17 protein-coding genes are annotated in these 15963 nt (G+C 64.2%); 11 read left to right on the forward strand and 6 right to left on the reverse strand.

Features of this window, described 5'->3' with window-relative positions; translation table 11 throughout:
- The first annotated feature begins 34 nt into the window (after nt 1–34).
- From ABD742_RS23885 to ABD742_RS23935, 11 genes are all read left to right on the forward strand, one after another.
- On the forward strand, nt 35–1384 hold the full coding sequence (locus ABD742_RS23885) for an MFS transporter (RefSeq protein WP_234754405.1): 1350 nt from the start codon (nt 35–37) through the stop codon (nt 1382–1384).
- A gap of 118 nt (nt 1385–1502) precedes the next feature.
- Nucleotides 1503–2306 carry a LamB/YcsF family protein gene (locus ABD742_RS23890; RefSeq protein WP_234754407.1) on the forward strand — a complete coding sequence of 268 codons (804 nt, stop codon included), beginning with the start codon at nt 1503–1505 and terminating at the stop codon, nt 2304–2306.
- 47 nt (nt 2307–2353) lie between these two features.
- Nucleotides 2354–3151 carry a carboxyltransferase domain-containing protein gene (locus ABD742_RS23895; protein WP_234754409.1) on the forward strand — a complete coding sequence of 266 codons (798 nt, stop codon included), beginning with the start codon at nt 2354–2356 and terminating at the stop codon, nt 3149–3151.
- Nucleotides 3138–4178 (forward strand): 5-oxoprolinase subunit C family protein, encoded by a 1041-nt coding sequence (locus ABD742_RS23900; protein WP_234754411.1) that lies wholly within the window; start codon nt 3138–3140, stop codon nt 4176–4178. Before ABD742_RS23895 ends, ABD742_RS23900 begins: the two co-directional genes overlap by 14 nt.
- A gap of 111 nt (nt 4179–4289) precedes the next feature.
- Complete coding sequence (locus ABD742_RS23905; protein WP_234754413.1) at nt 4290–5117, forward strand: SDR family oxidoreductase; 828 nt, start codon at nt 4290–4292, stop codon at nt 5115–5117.
- 92 nt (nt 5118–5209) lie between these two features.
- Entirely contained in the window at nt 5210–6379 is a 1170-nt protein-coding gene (locus tag ABD742_RS23910; RefSeq protein WP_234754415.1) for a pyridoxal phosphate-dependent aminotransferase, read from the forward strand.
- A gap of 74 nt (nt 6380–6453) precedes the next feature.
- The gene (locus tag ABD742_RS23915) at nt 6454–7044 is read left to right on the forward strand and encodes a TetR/AcrR family transcriptional regulator (RefSeq protein ID WP_234754417.1); all 591 of its coding nucleotides are present in this window, start codon (nt 6454–6456) and stop codon (nt 7042–7044) included.
- Nucleotides 7045–7705: 661 nt separating this feature from the next.
- Nucleotides 7706–8614, forward strand: a complete 909-nt coding sequence (gluQRS, locus tag ABD742_RS23920; protein WP_234754419.1) for a tRNA glutamyl-Q(34) synthetase GluQRS — start codon at nt 7706–7708, stop codon at nt 8612–8614.
- A complete protein-coding gene (locus tag ABD742_RS23925) occupies nt 8615–9631 on the forward strand; it encodes an NADP-dependent oxidoreductase (protein WP_234754423.1) in 1017 nt (338 codons plus the stop codon).
- A 17-nt stretch (nt 9632–9648) separates the two neighbouring features.
- Nucleotides 9649–10776: a serine hydrolase domain-containing protein gene (locus ABD742_RS23930; RefSeq protein ID WP_234754427.1), complete on the forward strand. Its 1128-nt coding sequence runs from the start codon at nt 9649–9651 to the stop codon at nt 10774–10776.
- Between the two features lie 8 nt (nt 10777–10784).
- The gene (locus ABD742_RS23935; RefSeq protein WP_234754429.1) at nt 10785–11318 is read left to right on the forward strand and encodes a phosphohydrolase; all 534 of its coding nucleotides are present in this window, start codon (nt 10785–10787) and stop codon (nt 11316–11318) included.
- Nucleotides 11319–11345: 27 nt separating this feature from the next.
- Here the strand turns inward: ABD742_RS23935 and ABD742_RS23940 are convergent, their stop codons facing one another.
- The 6 genes from ABD742_RS23940 to ABD742_RS23965 all read right to left on the reverse strand — a co-directional run bounded on the left by ABD742_RS23940 (nt 11346) and on the right by ABD742_RS23965 (nt 15958).
- On the reverse strand, nt 11346–11783 hold the full coding sequence (locus tag ABD742_RS23940; RefSeq protein WP_234754431.1) for a DUF1003 domain-containing protein: 438 nt from the start codon (nt 11781–11783) through the stop codon (nt 11346–11348).
- 304 nt (nt 11784–12087) lie between these two features.
- The gene (locus ABD742_RS23945) at nt 12088–12234 is read right to left on the reverse strand and encodes a lmo0937 family membrane protein (protein WP_234754433.1); all 147 of its coding nucleotides are present in this window, start codon (nt 12232–12234) and stop codon (nt 12088–12090) included.
- A gap of 170 nt (nt 12235–12404) precedes the next feature.
- Nucleotides 12405–13598, reverse strand: coding sequence for a type II toxin-antitoxin system HipA family toxin (locus ABD742_RS23950; RefSeq protein WP_234754436.1), 1194 nt, complete (start codon nt 13596–13598; stop codon nt 12405–12407).
- On the reverse strand, nt 13595–13834 hold the full coding sequence (locus ABD742_RS23955; protein WP_234754438.1) for a type II toxin-antitoxin system Y4mF family antitoxin: 240 nt from the start codon (nt 13832–13834) through the stop codon (nt 13595–13597). Before ABD742_RS23955 ends, ABD742_RS23950 begins: the two co-directional genes overlap by 4 nt.
- Before the next feature lie 213 nt (nt 13835–14047).
- Nucleotides 14048–15295: a low temperature requirement protein A gene (locus ABD742_RS23960; protein WP_234754440.1), complete on the reverse strand. Its 1248-nt coding sequence runs from the start codon at nt 15293–15295 to the stop codon at nt 14048–14050.
- A gap of 3 nt (nt 15296–15298) precedes the next feature.
- Nucleotides 15299–15958 carry a transmembrane-type terpene cyclase gene (locus tag ABD742_RS23965; RefSeq protein ID WP_234754442.1) on the reverse strand — a complete coding sequence of 220 codons (660 nt, stop codon included), beginning with the start codon at nt 15956–15958 and terminating at the stop codon, nt 15299–15301.
- Nucleotides 15959–15963: the final 5 nt, after the last annotated feature.

Genomic DNA, 15963 nt, shown 5'->3' on the forward strand with positions numbered 1-15963 from the left:
ACCCCAGCCCCCTCATAGACTGAAAGCACCCACCATGACAAAGCAATCGACGGACTCAGTGGAACTGAACACCGCTCAAATCAAAGTCGTAACCGCGGACGGCAGGATGGTGCGCAAGGCAACCTTTGCCGGCACCATGGGTTCCTTCGTGGAATGGTACGACTACGGCATTTACGGCCTGCTGACCACGTACCTGGCCATGAACATCATGGGTTCCAAGGACGTCGGCTCCTTGCTCCTGACCAACGTCGGCTTCCTGGTGAGCTTCCTGGCCCGCCCCTTCGGCAGCGTCATCTGTGGTTTCCTGGGTGACCGGCTGGGCCGCAAGAACCTGCTCGCCGTCCTCCTGCTCCTCATCTCCGGGGCCACCGCCTGCATCGGCCTCATCCCGTCGTACTCGGTCATCTTCTGGGCCGCTCCGGCCTTGCTGATCCTGTTCCGCATCCTTCAGGGCTTCTCCGCCGGCGGCGAAGTGGCAGGCGCCATGGCCTTCGTGGGCGAATACGCCCACAACAAGCACCGCAACTACTCCATGAGCTTCATCGCGGTCGGTTCCTTCTGCGCTCTGCTTTTCGGTAGCGCCCTCTCCGCCGGCCTCATCACCACCCTCGGCGACTCGACCATGCAATCCTGGGCGTGGCGCATCCCGTTCCTCTTCGCCCTGCCCTTGGGCTACGTCGGCTTCTACATCCGCTCCAAGATGGAAGACACCCCGCACTTCGCGGCACTCCGTGAGCGCAACGAGGTGGAACGCAACCCCCTGCGCACCGTCTTCACGTCCAAGCGACACCTGAAGGCCATCGCGCTGACCATCTTCCTCCCCGCACTGAACGGCCCCGGCTACTACCTCCTGTTCGCATACATGCCCACGTACCTGAAGACCCAGCTGGGTGCAGGCAACAACTTCACCATGCTCCAGGCACTCCTCGTGACCGCCGTCAGCCTGGTGGCCATCATCATCGCGATCCCGCTCATGGCCCGCTTGTCCGACCGTATCGGCCGCAAGCCCGTGTTGGCGCTCTCCTCCGTGCTCATGGCCGTGGTTTCCTACCCGATGTTTGCCATGATCACCACCGGGAACATGCCGCTGGCCTGTGTTGCCACCGTCGTGATGGCCATCGCGTTCTCCGGCCACGCCGCCGTCGTCCACACCGTGCTGACCGAAATGTTCCCCACCACGGTCCGCTACAGCGCGTACAGCATCGGCTTCAGCATCAGCACCATCATCTTCGGCGGCAGCGCACCGCTGGTCATGACCGAACTCATCAAGGCCACCGGCAACAGCATGGTTCCCGCCTACGCCTCGATCGGCACGGCCATCATCACGCTTGTCTCGGTCTACTTCCTGAAAGAAACCAAGGGCCAGCCCCTGCAGACGCACTAGTAACGGACCACCAGAACCCCGACGGCGGCGGCCGCCAGCCAGCGAAACGGCAGCCGCCGCCGTCGAACCCTAAGCAACGAACAGAACCTCCTAACCAGGAACAGAAGCGGGAGTCACCTTGAGCATCAATTCAGTCGCCGTCGTCGCAGACCTCGGCGAAAGCTACGGCAACTACACGATCGGCGACGACGACGCCCTCCTGGGTCTCGTCACCGCTTCCAACATCGCCTGCGGTTTTCACGCCGGCGATCCGCGGGTCATGGATGCCACCGTCAAGGCCTGCGTGGAGCGCGGCATCGAACTCGGCGCACACCCGGGATACCCGGACCTGGTTGGCTTCGGCCGCCGCCTCATCGAAGCCAGCGAAGAAGAAATCCGCACCGATGTGCTCTACCAGATCGGCGCCCTGGACGCGTTCGCCCGCATCCACGGCGGCAAGATCAGCCACGTGGCCCCGCACGGCCGCATGGGCAGCATCGCCCAGACCGACGCCAAGCACGCCCGGGCCATCACGGATGCCATCAAGGCCTACGACCCCTCCTACATTGTGATCTGCCAGAACGGCCTCCTGGCCGATGAATCCCGCAAGCGCGGCCTTCAGGTTGGCTACGTCTTCCTGGCGGACCGCGGCTACGGCGAAGACGGCATGCCCGTCTCCCGCAACAGCGAAGGCGCACTCCTGCACGACCCCGAGGAGATCGGCCGCCGCGTGGTCCAGGTAGTGACCGAGGGGACTGTCCGCGCCGTCACCGGCAAGGTGGTCCCGCTCGGCCACGATGCCGACGTCGTACTCCTCCACGGCGACCACCCGCAAGTCCTTCAGAACGGTATGGCTCTCCGTGCGGCCCTGGACAAGGCAGGGATCAAGGCCACCGGACTCCAGGAAGTCCTCGCCGAAAAGGCCCGGCTCGCCACGGTCTGAAGCTGAGCTACCCCAGGATCCATCACCCGTACCACCGAGCAGGACTCATGACCACGCACACAGCACCCGCGGAGCGGCTGCACCACCCGCCCGAATTGGAAGCCGAGCCGTTCGGCGACTCAGCCCTCATGCTTCGGGTGAAGAACGACGACGCCGACTTCCGCCGGGCGGCGGGCGGCCGGCTCCGCGACGTGCTGCTGGAGGTGCGGCCGTACGGGGTGTTGGACATCGTGGCCGGCGTTGAGTCCCTATTGGTCGAGTTCGATTGCCTGGCCGTGACCCACGAACAACTGGCCCAGACCATTCGCTTGGCGGTTGCCGGCAACGCCCTGGAACCGGGAGCCCCTGGCGCCTCGCAATCACTTTTTGTCATCCCGATGGTCGTGAGCGAGGAATTCTCCCCGGACCTCCAGGGTGTTTCCGAGGAGTTGGGCATGAGCCCTGAGGCAGTGCTGCAGCAGTTCCAGTCCTCGGTGCTGACCATCAACCTGTTGGCCGCGGCCATGGCCCCCATGATGGGCGGCGTCCGATTCCCGGGCCAGGTCAGCCGCTGCGCCGAGCCGCGGACCAACGTGGAACCCGGGTCTGTCATGGTGGCCGGCACCAACGCGATCATCCAGCCGTTCCCGGGGCCGAGCGGCTGGAAAGTGATCGGCCGGACGCCGCTCACTATTTGCGACATCCGCGAAGATCCCGCCACCTCCTACAAGCCGGGGGACTTGGTGCGCTTCGAGGTGGTGCCGGAGCACGATTGGTCGCGGCTTGAAGGCCAGTTCCTCAGGGCTGCCTCGAGCGCCGGCGCCAGCTCGGACGGCCCTGAAGGGGGCAACCGTGACCTTTCCTGAACGCGCAATCGGCATCAAAGTAAGTGAAGCGGGCTGGCTGTCCACCTTCCAGGACCTGGGCCGCGAGAATTCCGAGTTCATGGGCGTCCCTTGCGGAGGGGCGGCGGACCAGCACTCCGCGGCCGCGGCCAACATCCTGGTCGGCAACAGCCGCAAGGCCACGTGCTTGGAAATCATGGGCGGACGTTTCGCGTTCACAGCCACGCACGACGTGATGTGCGCCGTGACCGGAGTCCCGGCGGAAGTCACGGTCAACGGGGATCGGGTGAGCATGTGGGAGCCGTTATGTCTCCCGGCCGGAGCCCGGGTTGTACTTTCCAAGGCCAGTGGCGGCATGCGGAACTACTTGGCCTTCAGCGGCGAACTGGAAACCGCCCGCTTCATGGGCAGCGCCGCACCGGAATCCCGGATGGGCTTCCCGCAACAGCTCGCTCCCGGGCAGACGATCACCCTCCACAGCCGGTACCGCGGATTCACGCACCCGTTCCTGACCCAGCCCCTGTTCCGGCTGCCTGTTCCCGTGCCGGACTTCAGCCCCGAGGTGTGGACTATCGACGTCGTCGACGGACCTGAAACGGACCGGACGCCCGGCATCCGGAAACTGCTCAGCTCCAGCCATTACACCGTCGGTTCCAAATCCAACCACGTGGGCCTGCGATTGGACGGGCCCGTGGTGCATCCCGAGGGACTCGGGGAAATCGTGTCCCATGGTGTGCCGATCGGTGCATTCGAAATCCCGCACGGCGATGAGCTCATCATCCTCGGCCGCTCAAGGACGCTGACCGCCGGCTACCCGATTGTGGCGGTCGCAGCCAAAGCTTCCCTCTCCATGCTGGGCCAGGCCAGCCCCGGCCGAAAGATGACCTTCCGCTGGATCGGCAACGGCCAAGCAGTGGAGCAGTACCGGGAACAGCAACGCCATTTGGCGCATCTGGAAGAGCGCGTGCACGCCCTGTTTGCCGCCGTCGGGCTCCCCGTCTCCGCGAGCTCCGCAGCGGCCTCCTCGCCGAGTCCCGCTGCGGCGTGACGCACCCACCCGAAGAAAACACTTGACCATCATCTTCTGAAATGAGAAACTCTTCTCATATGTGATGAGCATCTCAAATGATTCACACTAAAAACGCAAGGAACTGAAACCATGGGACTTCTGGACGGCAAGCTCGCGATCATCACCGGTGCCGGTACCGGCATGGGACGCTCGACGGCGGCCCTGTTGGCAGCCGAGGGTGCCGCGGTGGTGCTGGTGGGACGGCGTGAAGACGTGCTGCAGGAACTCGCCGCGGAAATCATTGCCGAGGGCGGTCGCGCAGTTGCCCGGGCCGCGGACATCACTTCCAAAGACGACGTCGACGCGCTGCTGGATTGGGTCCACGGGAATCTTGGCCAAGTGGACATCCTCGTCAACAATGCGGGCAGCTCCAGCAAGGTCCTCAACGTCCGCTGGATCAGCCAGCAGGAATGGAATGACGTCCTGGACGTCAACCTCAACGCCGTCTACCTGCTCAGCCAGGCAGTCCTTCCGGACATGCTGGCCCGGAAGACCGGAACCATCATTACGGTCTCCTCGCTCGCCGCCGTGAACCCCAACTTGCTCGGCGGCGCCGCGTACGGTGCGGCCAAGGCCGCGGTCCGGAATTTCATGACCTATCTCCACAACACCTTCCGCAACGATGGACTCCGCGCAGTGACCATCCTGCCCGGTGAAACCGCCACGCCGATCCTGGACAACCGCGCACGCCCGCCCCGCGCAGAGGAACGCGATGCCATGGTGCAGCCCGAGGACGTGGCCCGGGCCATCCACCTCGTGGCCACGCTGCCCCAGCGCACCGTCGTGCAGGAACTCATCATCGCCCCCACCATCCAGCGGGACACCTCCGGAGACATCGAGATCAGCCGCTGGGCCGGAGCCCCCGCCGAGCATTCACCTGCCGACGAGGCACCCGCAGACCAGGCACCGCAGCGATGAAACCCCGCAGACTCTACGCTCAGTCCTCGCGGGCAGCTACCAAGTCGGCCGCCGCCAAAACAACCTCAGCAACCACCCAGATCAGGACCCTCATGACACTCGAGCCAGCCACCGCCGTCGCCGATTTCCAGCCCTCCGAAGCTGTGCAGCGCATCCAGCGCACGTCGCTGCGGGTGCAGCAGCCCCAATCCAAAGGGGACCTTGTCTCCTTGGCCATGGGCGAGCCGGACTTCGACACCCCGGCCCAGGTTCGAGCAGCAGCCGCCCGCGCCCTCGAGGACGGCTTCACCCACTACTCGCCGTTGCTCGGCGAGCTGGTGCTTCGCGAGGAGCTGGCTGCCCGTATCGGCCAGCTCCTCCGCGGAGTGGCCAGCCCCGGCGACGTGCTCATCACGCAGGGCGGCACGGCCGGCCTGTCCGCGGCGATCCTTGGCATCGTCAACCCCGGCGACAAAGTGGTCATTCCAGACCCCACTTATTCCCTGTACGCCGACCTCGTGAGCATGGCCGGGGGTATCACCGTGCCCGTGCCGCTGGCCGATGACCTGCACTGGGACCTCGAGGCATTGGCCACCGCGCTTGAAGGGGCCAGGATGTTCGTCTTCTGCAACCCCTCCAACCCGACCGGCATCGTGCACTCCCGCCGCGAACTCGAAGCCCTCGCAGACATGGTGGCCGGAACCGACACCCTGATCCTTTCCGACGAGGCTTACAGCGATCTGGTCTACACGCCCGAACCCTTCACCTCGGCGCTGGAAATCGAAGCCCTGGCCGGCCGGACCATTTACTGCCAGACCTTCTCCAAGAGCTATGCCATGACCGGCTGGCGGGTGGGTTACCTCTGGGGCCCGTCCGACGTCATCGCCTCAGCTGCCCGGGTCCACAACACCTTCAACGGCTCCATGAACCAGGCCGTGCAATACGCGGCGTTGACCGCCCTGAAGACATGCGGACCGGACATCGAACGCATGCACGCCTCCTATGCGTTGCGCAGGGAGCTCATGGCCAATGGTCTCGAGCGGATTCCAGGTCTCACGGTCAGCTCGCCGGAAGGCGCGTTCTACCTTTTCCCCAAGTACGACGTCGAGCTGCCGGCGGCCGCGATGGTGGCTCACCTTCGCAACCACGGCGTGGCCGTTCGTCCCGGCAGTGAGTTCGGCCGGAACGGAGAGTTCCACTTGCGCCTGTCCTACGCGGCCAGCTCCGAGGCAATTACCGCCGGTGTGGAGCGCTTGGCGGCCGGGCTGGCCGAGCTCCGGTGAGTGCCGCGGACGTGGCCAGCGTGGCGCAAGCCGCTCAGGCGCTACGCTGGAATCTGACACGGAAGGGGGCGCCCATGCGCAGCGACACCCAACGCAACCGCCGCCAGCTGGTACGGGCCGCCGGGAAGCTCTTCGCCAAGGCCAAGGGCCCGGTGAGCATGACGGACATCGCCCGTGAAGCCGAGATCTCTCCTGCAACCGCGTATCGACATTTCGCCTCGGTGGATGACGTGCTGGCCGCGTTCCGTTTTGGTGTTGGCGAGAAGCTGCGCGATTTCAGCGTTGCCCAGACCACGTCCGGGGTGGAACTGCTGGAGAGAGTCAGCCGGCATTGGGTGGGCCTCGTCATCAAGCATGGCGGTTCCATGGTCCACACCCGTTCCGGCGAGGGGTACTTGGCCCGTCTTCGCTCCGGCGCGTACTACTTGACCATCCAGGCCGAGGCTTTGGAGCGACCACTCCGCGAGGCCTGTGAGGAACTCGGCCTCCCGCCCCTCGGGGACGAAGCAATGTTCTTGTGGAACATCCTCTTTGACCCCCGGGAAATTTTCGATCTGCTCAACACGGTCGGCCTGGACAAGGACCAAGTGTCCACCAAGCTTTGTGCGGCGCTCCGAGGAGCGATGGCTGCTTGGGCCGCTGCGGAGCAGACTTCGGCAAAGTGACCATCCGCTGTTCGTCTTCTGTTGAGGAATTAGTCAGATTGACCAGTGGTGATTCAGTCCGTTGCGCCAGTTGTAGTGTTCCTGTTGAAATAGTGGCAACGAAGGGAATGGCTACCGCCGGACCCCGCAGGCTACGGATTCTCCGGCACACCACCCGGCCACCCGAAACATCGTCCCGCAAAGACGCAGCCGCTGATTGACTCTTGTTCACGCATCGTCTTTCCGCACCCCGTCCGGCACTGTCATGACAACGGCCGGCACCACCATAAGAGCCCCTGAGCCACCGAACGCGTTGCGGTAGCTGAGGGGCTCTTGTGCTGCCCTGGTTGTGTTCTCAGAGAGGCTGAATCAACACCGCGACATAGTCGTATTCATCTTGGGAGGCAGCCGTCCACTCGACCTCCACTGAATCACCGGCCTCGAGGGACCTGTATCCGCCTGATTGCTCGATGACCGAGAAATGTCCGAAGCATTTCTTCCCGTCGGGAAGAATAAGTTCCCCCCAGCCTTCTTCGGCCTTCCAGAAGGAAACCGTCGCTTTCATTCGAGGTGAGCTCAACGTGGGTCCTCTCTTTGGAAAATGAACTTACGCAATTCTCCCCGTGTCCCGCACCCTCGCCGGAATCCTGCAGGCGCGCCCGGCGGCGCATAGTCTTGTGCCATGACTTCCGCTGGCCGCTTCGCTCCGAGCCCGTCCGGCGAGCTCCACGTGGGCAATCTGCGCACGGCCATGCTCGCGTGGCTCTTCGCGCGTTCCACGGGCCGCGACTTCCTGCTGCGTGTGGAGGACCTCGACCGTGCGCGGGCCGGTGCCGAGGAAGTCCAGCTCCGCGACTTGGAAGCTGTCGGCGTGACGTGGGACGGCGCCGTCGTTCGCCAGACGGACCGTGCCGGACTGTACAACGACGCGATCAAGCAGCTCACCGACGCCGGACTGACGTATGAATGCTTTTGCACGCGACGCGAGATCCAGGACGCGCCGTCGGCCCCGCACGCGCCGCAAGGCGCCTACCCGGGGACGTGCAGGAACCTTTCGACGGCGGAGCTTGAGATCCGACGGGCTTCCCGCCCGGCCGCCATCCGACTCCGCTCCGAAACACATGAATGGACTGTGGAGGACAGGCTGCACGGGCCATACACGGGCGTCGTGGATGACTTTGTACTCCGACGGAACGATGGCGTCACGGCCTACAATTTGGCCGTGGTGGTGGATGACGCGGAACAGGGCGTGGACCAAGTGGTCCGCGGAGACGACCTCCTGTCCTCCACACCCCGCCAAGCCTATTTGGCCTCCTTGTTGGGCTTAGCCGTTCCGGAATACGCCCATGTCCCGTTGGTACTGAATCGCGACGGCGCCCGCCTCGCCAAGCGCGACGGTGCGGTGACGCTCGGCGACCTTGCCGCCGTCGGGCTGTCTGCCGGGGAGGTGCGGGACGTGATCCTGGAATCGCTCGGCTTGCCGGGAGGGCCGCTTGGCGAGGCCTTGGATAGATTTGATCCGGCCCGATTGCCATGCGGGCCATGGATATGGAATGGCATTCAGCAATCAACCCTCCGGAAAGGGGCCTAAGTGCTCGCCTATGTGCTGACCCGCTACGGCGGCGCCGACGCAATGGAGCTGCAGGACGTCCCCAGGCCGATTGCCGGTCCGGGCGAGGTCCTGGTCAGGGTGTTCGCCGCGGGGCTCAATCCGGTGGACTACAAGCAACGCGAAGGCGCAGTCCGGGTGATCACCAGGCCAAGGTTGCCCTTGGTGGCCGGAAGCGAACTGGCCGGGATCGTGGAAGCCGTAGGGCCGGGTGTCACCCGCTTTTCAACGGGAGACCGGGTGTTTGCCCGCGTGGACAAGACCCTGCTGGGAGCCTTTGCTGAGCACGCCGCCGTCCACGAGGATCTCGTCGCGCTCATGCCAAGGTCGCTCAGCTACACCGAGGCCGCGAGCCTTCCCTTGGCGGGCCTCACAGCCTTGCAGGCACTGCGCGACGAGCTCAAGGTCAAACCCGGGACCAAGCTGTTCATCTCCGGAGGTGCGGGCGGAGTGGGAACCCTCGCCATCCAGCTGGCCAAATACTTTGGCGCCGAGGTGACCACCACTGCGTCTCCCCGTGGAGAAGAGTTGGTGCGGCGGCTCGGGGCGGACGCCGTCGTCGACTACACGAAGGAAAACCTGGCCGAAGTGCTCAGTGGCTTCGACGCCGCGCTGGATCTCGTGGGCGGGGAGACGCTGGACCAGACGTTCAAGATCCTCAAGCCGGGCGCGAAAGTGGTCAGCATCGCCGGGATGCCCGAACCGCAGACGGCCTTGAAAGACCTTGGTGCCTCGGCCTGGATGACCGCGCTGTTCTGGGCGATCAGCCTCGGAATCCGGAGCCGCGCCCGTGAAGCCAAAGTCCGGTACCGCTACCTTTTCATGCACCCCAGCGGTGAGGACCTGAAATTCCTGTCACGCCTGGTTTCCGAGGGGAAACTGCAACCCGTGGTGGACAGCAGCTATCCGCTCGAAAAGATCGGCGACGCTTTCGCCGCGCTGGAGCAGGGACGCGCCAAGGGCAAGATCGTGGTGACCATGGACACGCGCGGCAGTTAGGCAGTTAGGCTGTCCGGGTGGATGCACAGACGATTGCCCCTGGATTCGAATCAGTCGCCGAACTCTTTGGCCGTTTCCTGAGCGAAGACCGGGAATATTCAGCCCAGCTCGCGGCCTACCACCGCGGAGTCAAGGTATTGGACATCAGCGGTGGGCCGCACCGCCGCCCGGATTCCGTGACCGGTGTTTTCTCCTGCTCCAAGGGAGTATCCGGGCTGGTCATCGCACTTTTGGTCCAGGACGGCTTCCTCGACCTCGACGCCGAAGTGGTCAAGTACTGGCCGGAATTCGGCGCCGAAGGAAAGGCCACGATTACCGTGGCCCAGCTGCTCTCCCACCAGGCCGGGCTTCTGGGAGTCGAAGGCGGACTCACCCTCGCGGAATACAACAACTCCGAACTGGCCGCCGCCAAGCTCGCGCAGATGCGGCCGCTGTGGAAGCCCGGGACCGCCTTCGGGTACCACGCCCTGACCATCGGCGTCTTCATGGAGGAGCTTTGCCGCCGGATCACCGGGTCCACGCTCCAGGAAATCTACGAACAGCGGATCCGCTCGGTCACGGGCGCCCACTTCTTCCTGGGACTGCCTGAGTCCGAGGAACCCCGCTATGCCACCCTCCGTTGGGCTGCAGACCCCTCCCAGCCGTGGATTGATCCCGCCAGCCATTTCGGCCTTTCCGCAAACTCGGCCGTGGGGGACATCCTTGACCTGCCCAACCTCCGCGAGGTCCGCGCAGCCGGCCTGAGTTCAGCCGCCGGAGTCGCCAGCGCGGAAGGCATGGCCCGCGTCTACGCTGCGGCACTCACCGGACTTGCCGCCAACGGCGACCGAGCCGCCGTCGCGCCCCTCCTCAGCGAAGAGACCATCCAAACCGTCACGGCCGAGCAGGTCTTCGGCATCGACCGGGTGTTCGGCGAGACGAGCTGCTTTGGGACAGTGTTCATGAAATCGCATGCACGCTCGCCTTATGGCAGCTACCGGGCGTTCGGGCACGACGGCGCCAGCGCATCTTTGGGGTTCGCTGACCCTGTGTATGAACTCGCCTTCGGGTACGTGCCGCAACAGGCCGAGCCGGGCGGAGCGGGATGCCGCAACCTTGAGCTGAGCGCCGCCGTGCGGAAGGCAGTCACCGAACTGGCTCAGTAGGATGAAGCATGACCGAACCGAGATTCACCGTTGAAACAGCCATGGTCCTTGCCGAAGTGGCGCACAATCGCCAGAAGGACAAGCTGAAGCGGCCGTACCGCGAGCACGTTCTGGCGGTAGGGGATGCGCTCGCCGACTTCGACGACGACATCCGGATCGCAGGTTACCTGCACGACATCGCCAAGGACACGCCGATTACCAAGCAGGCGCTGCTCGACATGGGTGTTTCCGAGCGTGCCGTGGGCATCATCGAACGCGTGACGCGCCGATTCCAGGATGATTCGGACAACGATGAAGCCGTCGTTCTGCATATCGCACAGGACCATGACGCCACCCTGGTCAAGATCGCCTGCAACGCCCACAACTCCGTGCCGGAGCGCGTGCGGGCGCTCGCCGAAAAGTGGCCGGACAAGGCACCCAGCACGCGCTACGCAGACGCCCGGGAAGTGCTCTACAAGGCGGTGCCACGGGGTGAAATCCACTTGGTCCTGCAACGCATCAACCCTGATCTGCTGTCCGAGATGGACCGGCTGGCGGACTAGTAGTTCGACGCGGCAGGTCTCGCCTGTCTACGGTTTCGTCGGTTCGTCCTGAATCGGGTTGGCAGCGGCCGCCGCCTCCCGGGTAGCGGATGCGGTGACGTCCGCGAGAATCCGTTGGTGGATCTGGGCGGTGAGCTCGTGAATCGCACGCGTCAGGTCGGTGTTCTCCTCGAGCAGATGCTCCTGGGCGTTGTAGTCATGGTCTGCCTTCACCTGCTGGAAAGCCGCCTGACGGTTCTGTCCGATCATGACGAAGGTCGAGAGGAAGATCGCTTCGAGCGAGACGATCAAGGTCAACGTCGGCCACGGGCTCTGCTCGAATACGAGCATCCACACGGCGAAAAGCAATATGTGCAGGTAGACGAAGTTCATCGATCCGGCGAAGGCCGTAATTGCATCGGCGACTCGAAGCTGAATGCTTGCGGCCCGGCGCTCCGCCTCTGCCAGGACCGATGGGTGGAGCATTGACCGCTCGCTTTGAGAGAGCAACCGTGTGGGTCTCAAATAAGAGCGTGAATGCGGAGAAGTGCCCGTCGTGGACGTCGATTGGTGTCCGGCCTGTTGCGTCATACGTTCAATCCCTTGGCTCGCGGCGAGCCCATCTCGCCTCTGAGTGCGAGCCTAGCGTCGCCATGCGCGTGGACCTGGGATTGAACGCTCGTGCAAGAACCGGCGGGGCGGGGCGGGGCAGGCTAGGGCGGGGCCGGGCAGTGCGGGGCAAGGACATTGCCCTGTCCCGGCGCCCGCCGGTCGGAAGGACGGTTTGTATTTAGGCGCGGGATCTTCCACGGAGGAAGTGGAAGATCAGGACGATCACAGCAACAACCAAAAGCAGGTGAATGAACCCGCCACCGATGTTGCCGATAAAGCCGAGAAGCCAGAGAACCGCGATAATGATGGCTATCCAAAGCAACATAAGAGTCTCCCTTTTGTGTACAAATGGAAATGCTGATTTGCGCCCCGCCGCTCTGCGACCCGCGCAGATACCGTGTGGTGCCCTCACCTTATGTCAGTATCAGGTTCCTGTTAACGGCCAAGCAATAATCGATAGTCGGGTTCCGATTTGGTGGCTTAATGCTGGGAAAGCTACCCGCTCATCAACCTTCGCCGATGATTGAGCTCCTTGACCCAGTCCCTCGTCTGCAGCGGCCCGAAAGGTGAGGCGCCGGCGTCGAGCTCTGCGATGAGCGGGCCCGAGGCCTTGAGCGCGAGTCCTATGACTCCCTCCGCTGTTCGCTCCGTCAGCCCGAGCTTGCCGGCCCAGGCGAGGAAGTGCTTCCGGGAGATTCCGCTCTTCTTGCCGCCGATGCCCAGCGCGAGCGTCTTGTCCCCGTAGACCACTGTGGAGGGGATGTCGTAGACCGGGGCGATGGTGTACTCGCCCTGCGCCGACTGAACCATGGACACGTTCTTGGCATGGAGGTCGCCGTTGCCGCTGAGCCAAGCGAAAGCCAGCTGAATCGCCAGGTTACGCAAGGCCGGGAGGGGCGCGGAACAGTGCGCCGCCAAAGCCGCACAAACCTCTCCGAACGGCACGCTGTACTTGTCGGCAGGGTAGAGTCCCAGCACTTGGGCTCCGTCTTCGACGGCGAGGCGCAGCGGGGTGCCGTCGGCTCCGGTGAGGCGATCGAAACGCTCCACGAGCAGCCCGGCCCGCCCGCCGACGTCGTGCACCAACCGCACGCTGCTCACCGGGATCCGGAGCTTGCGCGCATAACGGAACATCAGGAACTCGTTCTCCACCACGAACGGGAACTCGGGGGCATTCAGTTTGAGGATGAAGCGCTTGCCCGCTTGCGCCACCGGGAGCGAAATCATCCCGGCCGACAACTTGTCCTGCACACCCGCCAATGCCACAGGATCGATGAGGTCTGAATCGCCGAGCAGCGCGTCGAAGTCGAGCGGCAGTTTCGAATCGAGCACGACGGCGGAGCCTCCCTCCGTGGGCGGCTCACCGTGGGGGACCGTCTGGACATCGCCCACGGCGTCCCCGCCCGCGCCCATGAGGAGCGCGAGCTCGTCGTCGGCGCTGGCCTTGACCGCCCGACGTAGTGAATTCAGGCGGCGGCCTTCCGGGAGGAGGCCCGTGAAGTAGGGCGGAACCGCGCCGCTAGGGGTGAACACTGCTTCGTTTGTCAGCGGGAGCGTCGTGGCGACGGCCGGACCGCCGGATTCGAGATACCGGGGCAAGTAGCTGAACTTGGTGCCGCCTTCATGCCGCTCGATACGCGCAGCCAGGACTCCCTGCTTGTAGACGTCGGCGATGCGGTGGAAGGTCATGGCCGGCTGTTTGCAGTCTGGTTGCCCGCGGGTTGCACCATGAGCTCAAGGCCGAGTGTGCCGAGGACCGCGAGGAGTGGTTCCAATTGGACCGTGGTCTTCCCCTGCTCCACGAAACGGACGAATCGTTCCGAGACTCCCGCGAGATCCGCGAGGTCGGACTGGCTCAGGCTCAGGGAGCTGCGGCGGGCACGGACCTTGGCGCCGAGGGACTCGGTGAATTCCCTGGGGGACATGTCCACCCTTCTGAGTCTTTTGTGGGCATGCGCATGCGCGCGTCCGGTACGTTCGTGCCGGTTTCACCATTTTCCGCCTCTTTGGGAAGCGAATCAAGGGTTGGTGGCGAAGAATCGGTACGTTCGTGCCGGTGTGTCCGCGTCGACATCGTGGGTGCGGGCCGTTCGCTGCGTTCCGGTACAGCGGTCCCGAGCCCACACCCACGAAGCCGCCTAAGTGGCCGGGCGTGCCCTCAGTCTTACCAGCGCTGCTTCCCGGCGGGCGGACCCGCGCCGTTCGTCGATCACGATCGAGATCGCCAACGCAGCCACAATCACCATCATGCAGACAGGAACAGATACATCCAGCGCGGCCAAGCCCACACTGCCGCAGAGCAACACGACCACGAGGGCCGTGACTCCGACGAGCCCGCGGTCGAAACCCAGCATGTAGCCGTACAGCGAACTCAGGGCTACCTTGAACAAGGCCACCGGGACGGCGATGGTGGCTACTACAACGGTGGCGCTGATGTGGGCGGCATGATCGATGAAGAGGGCGGCCACGTGAAGTCCGCCACCAGTGGCGGCGATCGACCCAAAGATGAACATGTGACCGTATCCGAAGGCGAATGCCCGGTGCCGTTGATGATGCAGGGCGTGGCCGGACGGGAGGATGAAGTAGATCCACCACATTCCAAAGGCCAGCCCGGTACCGCCGAGACCCACGAGGGCGGCGTCAACGGACCAGCCGTGAAGGGCCACAATTGCCCGAAGGGATTCGATGGCTCCGATCAGGCACTCGCCCAGGGCGATGATGGCCAGGAGGCCGTAGCGTTCCGCGATGTGGTGCGCGTGCCACGGCGTCTTGGCTTTGCGCTCGGCGATGGTCGGCGTCGCCATTTCCAGCAGGAAAAGCGGGGCAGCCATGAGGAAATTCGTCAGGATGTCGGCGTGGACGATCAGCACCCCCACCCAGCCAATTTGCGCCACCACCAGGAATTTCGCGTAGGTCAGGCAGGCGCTTCGGCGCTCCGGATCCTGCTTCGCCGCGCGCAGCCACTGGAACACCAACGCCAACCGCATGATGATGTAACCCAGCACCATGGTGGAGTTGTCCACACGGTGGCCCTCGTCGAGCGATTGGAACATCGGTTCGATGCCCATGGCAAGGATGAGCACGCCCACCATCTGCACCATGGTGACAACCCGGAAGACCCAGTCGTCAGTGTCGTAGGCGCTGGCAAACCACGAGAAATTGATCCAGGCCCACATGACGGCGAACATCGCGAAGGTGAAGCCCATCAAACCGGAGCCGAAACGGGCCTCGGCCAGCTCATGCGCGAACTGGCTGCCGGCAACCCCGAAGGCGATGACGAACGTCAAGTCGAAGAACAGTTCCAAGGGCGTGGCCGTGCGATTCAGCTCCTGGGGATCGCGCCCGCCCATGCGCGACAGTGCATGGCGCAATGGATACATGGACATGGTTCAGGGTACCGCCGGGAGGCCCCCCGAGTCCCGATCCCTGGAGAGGGCGCCCGGGTTCTTTTTGGACCACAACAGCAGCCCGATGTACGTCAGGTCGAAGATGCTGCACAGGACGCCGATGCCCAGAATGAACAGTGAACTCTCGAGGACCCCAAAGGTGATGGTGGGCGCGAGGGTCCCGATCCACTTCGCCACAGCGATCACCAGGGATTGGCCCCGCAGGCTGCGGCGGGCCGCGAACATGGCAATGAACAAGCCGGACATCAGGAGATTCTGCAGGAACGCCGCGTACCGGGATGCGGGATCCCAGTCGAACTCGGCGATGAACAGCCACTGCACGGCGAAGGATGCAAGGCCCAGCAGGACCGCCCATCCGATGAACAGCGGCCGGGTGAGAAACCCGGGAAGCTCGCGCCTGCCGAACGCGAAGAACGTGTACACAATCGCGACGTCGGCCAACGCCCAGGCAATGTTGATGACGCCCTGCACGGAGAGCCCCGTGCTGAGCGAATGCACCGAGTAGATGACCTCCCACGCGAAGTTCAGACCAAGCGCCGCTGCGGGGATCGCGTACGTCTTGTCGCGAAACCCGATCCGGATCGCGCAAATGTAAACCGTCGTCCAGGCAACGCCGCTCAGGATGGTCAGAAACAGGTTCATGGTTC

It is taken from the genome of Arthrobacter ramosus (genome assembly GCF_039535095.1).
Classification (GTDB): domain Bacteria; phylum Actinomycetota; class Actinomycetes; order Actinomycetales; family Micrococcaceae; genus Arthrobacter; species Arthrobacter ramosus.